The organism is Pseudonocardia yuanmonensis, assembly GCF_039542425.1.
GTDB lineage: Bacteria > Actinomycetota > Actinomycetes > Mycobacteriales > Pseudonocardiaceae > Pseudonocardia > Pseudonocardia yuanmonensis.
In genome coordinates this window covers 41,014-49,245 of sequence record NZ_BAABIC010000037.1, presented here as the reverse complement: position 1 = coordinate 49,245, position 8,232 = coordinate 41,014, and the positions used below count along the sequence as shown (strand labels likewise).

The window sequence follows — 8,232 nt, the reverse complement described above, 5'->3', positions numbered from 1 at the left end:
GCGCCGTGGACCGGTCCCCGGTCGTGTGCACGTCGACGAGCTCGGCGGGCCGCCCTGCGGCCCGGATCAGGTCCGCGACCTGGCCGGACTGCGCGACGGCGAGCTTGCTCGGCCGGGTGCCGACGCGAAGGGTGCGGGTGTGCACGGCGGTCACCGGTCGCCCTCGGCGTCCGCGGCACGCGCGGCCCCCGGACCGACCCGGCGCACCGGCGCCTCGAGCGCCGCCGCGACCTCGTGGCCGTTGAGCGGCTGCTCCACCGTGCCCGCGACGGCGGCGGGCTTCTGCGGGTCGAGCTCGAACAGCGTGCGCAGCGCGGCCGCGTAGCTGTCCCCGTCCGGGCCCTCGGCCAGCTTCTTGACCTGCACCGTCGGCGTGTGCAGCAGCTTGTCGACGACGCGACGGACGGTTCGGGTGAACTCGTCGCGCACCTCGTCGGACAGCTCCGGCAGCCGCGACGACAACCGCAGCAGCTCGGCGTCGACCACCTCGGAGGCGCGCCGGCGCAGCGCGGTGACGGTCGGGGTGACCTCGGCCGACCGCTGCGCGGCCAGGTAGCTCTGGGCCTCCTCGGCCACCAGGTCCCGGGCCGCCGACACGGCGTCGGCCGCCCCGCCGAGGTCCTGGCGGACGAGCCGGCGCTGCAGCGCGATCAGGTCGACGACGGTCACGCCCTCGATCTCCGCGACGGCCGGGTCGACGTCCCGGGGCAGGCCCAGGTCGCACACCACGAACGGGCGGGTGCGGCCGGCCGTCCCGGCCTCGACCGCCGCGCGCTCGACGACGGTCCCGATCGCGCCGGTGCACGCGACCATCAGGTCCGCGTCGGCGACGGCGGCGGACAGCTCGTCGAGCAGCCCGGCCCGGGCGGGCACGCCCTGCTCGACGCTCTTCTGGGCGAGCCGCTCGGCCCGCTCGGCGGAGCGGTTCAGCACGGTGATCTCGGCGGCGCCGGCGCGGCGGAGGTGGGCGGCGGCCAGCGCGCCCATGGCGCCCGCCCCGACGATCACCGCGCGGGCGCCGGGCAGCTCGCCGTCCGCGTGGCCGAGGACGGCGGACGCGTCCCGCAGCGCCTCTGACACCACCGAGGCGCCGGCGGCGTCGATGCCGGTGCTGGCGTGCACCCGCTTGCCGACGCGCAGCGCCTGCTGGGCGAGCTCGTGCAGGACGCGGCCGACGGTGCCGGCCTCGTCCGCCGTCGCGTACGCCTGGCGCAGCTGGCCGAGGATCTGCGACTCGCCGACGACCATCGAGTCCAGCCCGGCGGCGACCGTGAACAGGTGTTGCACGGCCGAGCCGGCGTAGTGCACGAAGAAGTGCTCGGTGAGGTCCTGCAGCGGCAGGCCGGAGTGCCGGGCCAGGACCTCGGAGACGTCCGCGAGCCCGCCGTGGAAGGCGTCGACCACCGCGTAGACCTCGACCCGGTTGCAGGTCGAGAGCAGGGTCACCTCGCTCACGTGCGGGCACCGCACCATCTCGTCGAGGAGCTTGGGCACGTCGTCCGCGGACACCGCGACCTTCTCCAGGACGTCGACGGGCGCACTCCGGTGCGAGAGGCCCACGACGAGAACACTCATGAGAGCGGCACCGCCGATCCGTTGCGTCCGGTCACGACCCGGCTCATGCCCGGGCCGTCTGGGTCGACACCCCCGGCGGCGTTGCCACGCCCGGCGACGTGGAAGGCCAGCACCTGCAGCTCGACGGCGAGGTCCACCTTGCGGACCTCGACCTCGTCCGGCACCTGCAGGACCGTGGGGGCGAAGTTGAGGATGGAGCGCACGCCCGCCGCGACCAGCTGGTCGCACACGCTCTGCGCGGCCTGTGCCGGCGTCGCGATCATGCCGATCGTGACGCCCGCGGCGGGGCACTCCCGGGGGATGTCGCGCACGTGGTGCACGACGATTCCGTTGATCTTGATCCCGACCAGGTCGGGGTCGACGTCGAACAGCGCGGTCACGGGGAAGCCGCGCCCGCCGAAGCCGCCGTAGCCCGCGAGGGCGTGCCCGAGGTTGCCGACGCCGACCAGCGCCACGGCCTGCGGGTGGTCGAGGCCGAGCACCCGCTCGAGCTCGTGCTGCAGGGACGCCACGTCGTACCCGACGCCGCGGATCCCGTAGCTGCCGATGTGGCTGAGGTCCTTGCGCAGCTTGGCCGAGTTGACCCCGGCGACCGCGGCGAGCTCCTCGCTGGAGACGGTCTCCGCGCCACCCTCGGCGAGCTGGCCGAGCACCCGCAGGTACACCGCGAGCCGGGTGACGGTCGCCTCCGGGATGGCCCTGACCGCGCGGCCCGGGGTGGGCCCGGCGGGGGTGTCGGGGGTCTCGCGGGTCTCGGCGGTCGAGGAGTCGGCCTGCGGCGGCAGCGTCACGCGGCGGCTCCTCGGGCGTCGTACTCGTCGTGATGGGGCCGCGGCCGGGACGGCGGCGGCCTGCGCGACCGGTACTGCCCGGCCGGGCTGGAGCCGGTCGGGTCGTTCGGCGGCGACGCCCGTCCACGGTAGTCGCTCGTGAAGGCGTGCACAAAGTTGCGATCTTGGTCCCGGACGTGCTCCGGGCCCGGCCCGGGTGCGGCCGGGGCACGTGGACCGGTGGTCGCCCGGGACCTGCCGCTCACCGCGTCCGCGTACCCCGCACGTGGCGTACGACACGTGCGGTGCGCGGGCGGGTCGGAGCGGGCCCCGGGGGCCGGGTCAGGCCTGCGGGACGAGGACGGTGTCGATCAGGAAGACGGTCGCGTTGCCGGTCGGGACGTTCCCGCAGACGACGTTCGCGGTGCCGCCCGAGGCGTCGGAGACGGTCATCGCGTCGCCCGTCCCGCCGATCCGCACCTGGCCGCCGGCGAGCTCGGTCGAGGTGCCCGCGGCCCGCAGCTCCTCGGCGCTCGCCCGGGTGCCGGACACGTGGTACTCCAGCACGGTCGCGAGCCGGGCCGGGTCGGCCTCCAGGGCGGCGCGCTGCTCGGCCGGGAGCTTGGCGAAGGCGTCGTTCGTCGGGGCGAAGACGGTGAGCTCGGGGGCGGCGTTGAGCGGCCCGGCGAGGTTCGCCCGGCCGATCAGGTCGTTCAGCGTGGTGAGCTCCGGGTTCGTCTCGACGGCGGCGGCCACCGGCTGCAGCCGCATGCTCGAGAGCGAGCCCGGGTCGTCGCCGGTCGGCAGCGAGGCGCAGCCCGGCCCGAACACCTCGGCGGCCGTGGTGCTACCCGGCACGGCCGGCGTCGTCGGGCCCGCCGCGGCGACGGTCGGGACCGGCGGCACGTCCGTCGCGGAGGACGGCTCCTGGCTGGGCGCGGAGCACGCCCCCAGCACGACGACGGCGGCCGCGGCCGCTCCGAGGGTGACCAGACGCTGGATGCTGCGCACGACATCTCTCCTTCCCGGGGCCTGCCCATGCCTAACGTGTCGGCCGCCGGGACGCCCGCCCGACGGGATCACGATCGGATCTCGCTCGGATCAGGCCGCGGAGAAGATCATGGCGGGCCACCCGGTGGCGCCGTCCGGCAGGACGTCGGCGCGCTCCTCGGTCTGCAGGTTCCCCGGGCCGTCCGTGGCACGGGCCCGCACGGTGTGGCTGCCCGGCCCGACCTCGACGGTGCCGCGCCACATCCGCCAGGTGTCGCCGCCGACCTCCGCGGCGAGCTCGGCCTCGGCCCACGGGCCGCCGTCGACGCTGATCTCGACCCGCGAGATGCCGCGCGGCTGGGACCACGCGATCCCCGCGACGGTGACCCGGCCGGCGGGTACCTGCGAGAACCCGCGGGGCAGGTCGATCCGGCACTCCGTCTTGATCGGCCCGCGCACGCCCCAGCCGCGGTCGGTCCAGTAGGAGCCGCGGGCGGCGAAGGAGGTCAGCTCGAGATCGGTGACCCACTTGGTGGCCGAGACGTAGCCGTACAGCCCGGGCACGACCATGCGCACCGGGAAGCCGTGCTCGGCGGGCAGGGCCTCGCCGTTCATCCCCAGCGCCAGCAGCGCCCCGCGGCCCGGCTCCAGGACGACGTCCGTCGGCGTGCCGGCCGTCCAGCCGTCCGTGCTGGTGGAGAGGATCTGGTCGGCGCCGGGCAGCGGGCCCGCCTCGCGGATCACGTCCGCCAGCTCGACGCCGACGAACCGCGCCGTGGAGATGAGGTCGCCGCCGACCTCGTTGGACACGCAGGTCATCGTGATCGTCCGCTCGACCAGCGGGCGGGCCAGGAGGTCGTCGACGGTGAGGGTGAGCTCCCGCGCCACCCGCCCGTGCACCCGCAGCCGCCACTCCTCGGCCCGCAGCTGCGGCACCCGCAGGGCCGTGTCGATCCGGTAGAACTCCGGGTTCGGTGTGACGAACCGGGTGGTGCCCAGCTCGGCGGCGAAGTCCGTGCCGGGCGGCAGCGGGGCCTCGCGGGTCACGGTCGCGGTGGCCAGCCGCTGGGTGAGGCGGGTGCGGGAGTCGACCGTCCCGCGCCCGACCGCCACGCCGAACCCACCGCCCGCCAAGGCCCCGATCCCGACCGCCGCAGACGCCCCGAGCAGCACCGTCCGGCGCGGCAGGCCGTGCACCCCCGGCGCGTCGGGCGCCGCCGCCGCGGCGAGGGCGAGCCCGTGCAGGGTGCGGACCACCCACAGCCCCGCGGCCGCCGCGACGACCGGTGCGATCAGGTCGGTCGGTGTGAAGGCCGGGCCGAGCACCACGGCGGCGATCCCGGCCACCCCGAGCACGCCGATCACGACCTGCGCCGGGAGGGACGATCGGCGCGACGCGACCCCGGCGGCCACCGCGACCACCAGCAGCACGACGGCCATCCCGGCGAGCAGCACCGGCTTGTCCGCGGTGCCGATGGCCGACTTCGCGAACTCGACGACCGGCGGCGGCGCCACGCGGACGACCGCGTCGCCGACGGCGAGATAGGGCGACGACGTGGGCGACAGCAGCCCGGCGACGAGCTGGCCCGCGCCGAGCGCCGCGCCGACGGCGAGCACCGCGACCGCGGCGGCGACCGGGCGGGACAGCACCGGGGCGGGAGGAGGGGCGAGGGTCCGGCTCACGTCCATGGTTCGCCCCCAGGGCCCCGGAGGTTCGCCCGCGCCACGTATCCCTCCTGCGGCCGGTGTCGGCTCAGCGGGCGAGGGCCTTGCGGAACCGCTCCTCCTCGACCCGGTAGTAGCCGTGCTGCTTCCCGTCGATGAGGATCACCGGGACCATGTCGCCGTACTCGGCGCGCAGCTCCGGGTCGGCGTCGACGTCCTCGGTGCGCCACTCGACGCCCAGCTCGCCGCAGATCCGGGCGACGTCGGCCTCGGCGACCTCGCACAGGTGGCAGTTCGCCCTGCTCAGCACCGTGACCGTCCGGCTCATGCCGTCCCCGTCCCCGCGAGCACCCGCCGGGCGATCTTTCCGGTGGGCGTGCGCGGCAGCTCGTCGACGAACGCGATCACGGTCGGCCGCTTGAAGCGGGCCAGCCGGGTCGCGCAGTACTCCCGCACGGCCTCCTCGTCCGGGCTGGTCCCGGGCGCGGGCACGATGACGGCCTTCACCGCGGCACCCGTCCGGTCGTCCGGCACGCCGACGACCGCGACCTCGGCCACCTCGTCCATCCCGGCGAGGACCTCCTCGACCTCGCGCGGGTAGACGTTGAACCCGTTGACGATCACGAGGTCGGTCGAGCGGTCCACGAGGTGCAGGTCGCCGTCGGCGTCGAGGTAGCCGACGTCCGCGGTGCGGAACCAGCCGTCGGCGTCCGGTCCGCCCGCCCCGTCCGGCCAGTAGCCGGAGAAGAGGTTGGGGCCGCGCAGCGCGACCAGACCCGTGTCCTCCTCGGGGTCGGAGAACACGTCCGCCGCGTCCCCCTCCTCGCCCTCCTCGGCCGCGCGCCCCGCGAGCGGCTCGCCCTCGGCGTCGACCAGCCGCAGCTCGACGCCGGGGATCGGCCGGCCGACCGAGCCCGGCTTGCTGCACCCGGGCAGGGTGCAGGTGACGACCGGGCCGGCCTCGGAGAGCCCGTACCCCTCGAGCACCTCCATCCCGGTGGCGTCGCGGAAGGCGGTCAGCCACGCCGGGGGCAGCGGGGCACCGCCGGAGGTGCAGATCCGCACGCCCTCGAGCGCAGCGCTCAGCTCCGCAGCCGGCAGGTCGAGCAGCGCCCGGTAGAGCGACGGGACGCCGGCCAGCGCGCTGACCCGGTGGTCGCGCAGGATGCCCGGCGTGGCCGCGGCGTCGAACCGCTCGGTGAGCACGGCGGTGGCCCCGGCCCAGCAGACCTGCAGCAGGCCCGCGGCCAGCCCGAAGCTGTGGAAGAGCGGCAGCGCCAGCAGGACCCGGTCGGCGGGGGTGACCGGGGCCGGGCGCAGCGCGGCGGTCTGCTCGCGGTTGGCCAGCAGGGCGCGGTGGGACAGCTGCACGCCGCGCGGCCGGCCCGTGGTGCCGGAGGTGTAGATGAGCAGCGCGATCGCCTCGCCGCCGGGCGGTTCCGCCACGGGGGCCGCGGGCGGCCCGGCCTGCACGGGCGGGGGGTCGAGGACCGGCACCCCGGCCTCCCGGGCGACGTCCGCCGCGACCCCGGCATCGGCGACGACGGCGGCGGGCCGGGCGTCGTCGAGGACCACCGCGACCTCGCGGGCCACCGACCGCTGGCCGACCGGGACGGCGATCGCCCCGGCCCGCAGCACGCCGAACAGGGCGACGCAGAAGCCGGCGCCGTTGGGCAGCACCAGGACCACGCGGTCGCCCGGGCCGACCCCGGCGGCGGCCAGCCGGGCGGCCTCCGCGTCGGCCGCGGTGTCGAGCTCGGCCCAGGTCACCGTGCGCCCGGCCGTGACGTCGACGACCGCGGGCTGACCGGGCTCGCGGCGCGCCGCCCGCCGGACCAGCTCACCCAGGTGCACGACCGCGTCGGACCCGGTGCTCCGGTTCGAAGGCTCCACGCGCCGAGTCTGACAGACCGCCGGGTCCGGCAGACCCCCGGCGGACGACCGGTCCGCACCCGCGCGTGTGGAACGAGGACCTCGCCCGGGCGCAACCCCCGTGCGCCCGGCGGCAGGGCGACACGCCGCCACCCGGCGCGTCGACCGAACACGCTGCGCCACGACCACGTTGACCGCCCGTGACCGTCCGCTCACCGGATAAGGCATTCGGCGAGCGGTGGCACCCGTCTGGGGGCCGGGGGGCTGCCCTAGAGTCCGCCCCCACAACCTGCCAACGCCGGACCCGCGGGTTCGGCACGAGTTCTCACCCAAGGGAGTGGCATGCAGCCTGTTGCCAGCGCACCGCGGGTCCACCCGCGCTGCCCTGTCCGACACCGGGTGCACCGGGCTTCATGACCTCCTCGATGCGTCCCGACGGGCTGCTCCCCACGGAGCGGTTCACGCCGTCGCACCCGACCGGTGCCGGCGCGACCCCGTCCCCCTGGTCGGACCTGCCCCGGCAGGCCCGGTCCGGCGGTTCGACCACCCACCGACCGGCCCCCGACGCCGCTCCCCCGTCCGCGCCCGACCCGACCGCCCCGGCCCCCGGCCGGACCCCGGACGGCCGGCCGACCCGACAGCAGGCGCCCGTGACAGCTCCCCCCGTCGCCCGTCCCCACGCCGTCCCGCCACCCGCGGGACCACCGCCGTCGGGTCCCCCCGCGGGCCCGCCGCCCCGCGCCCCCGAGCCCGGGCCCGAGGCGGTCGAGCCCCGCCCGGAGGCCGAGGCCGACGGCGGCGGCTCCTGGACCCTGGTCAAGGCCTGCCAGGCGGGCGACCAGGACGCCTTCAAGGAGCTGTACGCGCGCTACCACGAGGTCGTGTTCCGGTACGTGCTGTTCCGGCTCGGCGACCGCACGCTCGCCGAGGACCTCACCCAGGAGACCTTCCTGCGCGCCCTGCGCCGGATCGGCTCGGTGAGCTACCAGGGCCGCGACATCGGCGCCTGGTTCGTCACGATCGCGCGGAACCTGATCTTCGACCACGTCAAGTCCAGCCGGTACCGGCTGGAGTCGACGACCGCGGACATGGTCGAGCACTCGCCCACCACCCACGGGCCGGAGCAGCAGGTCATCGAGAACGCCACGAACTCCGAGCTGCTCAAGGCGATCGAGAAGCTCAACCCGGACCAGCAGGACTGCATCCGGATGCGGTTCCTGCAGGGCCTGTCGGTCGCCGAGACCGCACAGCGGATGAACCGGGCCGAGGGTGCGGTCAAGGCGCTGCAGCACCGCGCCGTCCGCCGCCTGGCGCAGCTGCTCCCCGAGGGGCTGCGGTGAACGGCGGCGCCTATATCGCG

General features: G+C 76.2%; 7 protein-coding genes and 1 pseudogene. 1 reads left to right on the top strand and 7 read right to left on the bottom strand.

The annotated features are described in order from the left end of the window. The 7 genes and pseudogenes from ABD990_RS32800 to ABD990_RS32770 form a co-directional block, all read right to left on the bottom strand. Positions 1 to 145, bottom strand: a pseudogene (locus ABD990_RS32800) (hydroxymethylbilane synthase); the annotation flags it as partial. Positions 146 to 150: 5 nt separating this feature from the next. Continuing rightward, complete coding sequence (locus ABD990_RS32795) at positions 151 to 1,575, bottom strand: glutamyl-tRNA reductase (protein ID WP_345384693.1); 1,425 nt, start codon at positions 1,573 to 1,575, stop codon at positions 151 to 153. Continuing rightward, on the bottom strand, positions 1,572 to 2,366 hold the full coding sequence (locus tag ABD990_RS32790; protein WP_345384692.1) for a redox-sensing transcriptional repressor Rex: 795 nt from the start codon (positions 2,364 to 2,366) through the stop codon (positions 1,572 to 1,574). Before ABD990_RS32790 ends, ABD990_RS32795 begins: the two co-directional genes overlap by 4 nt. Before the next feature lie 321 nt (positions 2,367 to 2,687). Continuing rightward, the gene (locus ABD990_RS32785) at positions 2,688 to 3,356 is read right to left on the bottom strand and encodes a fasciclin domain-containing protein (RefSeq protein WP_345384691.1); all 669 of its coding nucleotides are present in this window, start codon (positions 3,354 to 3,356) and stop codon (positions 2,688 to 2,690) included. 90 nt (positions 3,357 to 3,446) lie between these two features. Continuing rightward, positions 3,447 to 5,024, bottom strand: a complete 1,578-nt coding sequence (locus ABD990_RS32780; RefSeq protein WP_345384690.1) for a molybdopterin-dependent oxidoreductase — start codon at positions 5,022 to 5,024, stop codon at positions 3,447 to 3,449. Between the two features lie 64 nt (positions 5,025 to 5,088). Further along, on the bottom strand, positions 5,089 to 5,328 hold the full coding sequence (locus tag ABD990_RS32775; protein ID WP_345384689.1) for a glutaredoxin family protein: 240 nt from the start codon (positions 5,326 to 5,328) through the stop codon (positions 5,089 to 5,091). Then, positions 5,325 to 6,893: an AMP-binding protein gene (locus ABD990_RS32770; RefSeq protein ID WP_345384688.1), complete on the bottom strand. Its 1,569-nt coding sequence runs from the start codon at positions 6,891 to 6,893 to the stop codon at positions 5,325 to 5,327. Before ABD990_RS32770 ends, ABD990_RS32775 begins: the two co-directional genes overlap by 4 nt. Before the next feature lie 629 nt (positions 6,894 to 7,522). On the opposite strand from ABD990_RS32770, the gene ABD990_RS32765 reads away from it, so the two are divergent. Then, on the top strand, positions 7,523 to 8,212 hold the full coding sequence (locus ABD990_RS32765; RefSeq protein WP_345384687.1) for a sigma-70 family RNA polymerase sigma factor: 690 nt from the start codon (positions 7,523 to 7,525) through the stop codon (positions 8,210 to 8,212). Positions 8,213 to 8,232: the final 20 nt, after the last annotated feature.

Excerpts from the sequence above, each read along its gene's own strand:
- ABD990_RS32795 (WP_345384693.1), bottom strand. The coding sequence starts at position 1,575 with ATGAGTGTTCTCGTCGTGGGCCTCTCGCACCGGAGTGCGCCCGTCGAC.
- ABD990_RS32780 (WP_345384690.1), bottom strand. The coding sequence starts at position 5,024 with ATGGACGTGAGCCGGACCCTCGCCCCTCCTCCCGCCCCGGTGCTGTCC.
- ABD990_RS32775 (WP_345384689.1), bottom strand. The coding sequence starts at position 5,328 with ATGAGCCGGACGGTCACGGTGCTGAGCAGGGCGAACTGCCACCTGTGC.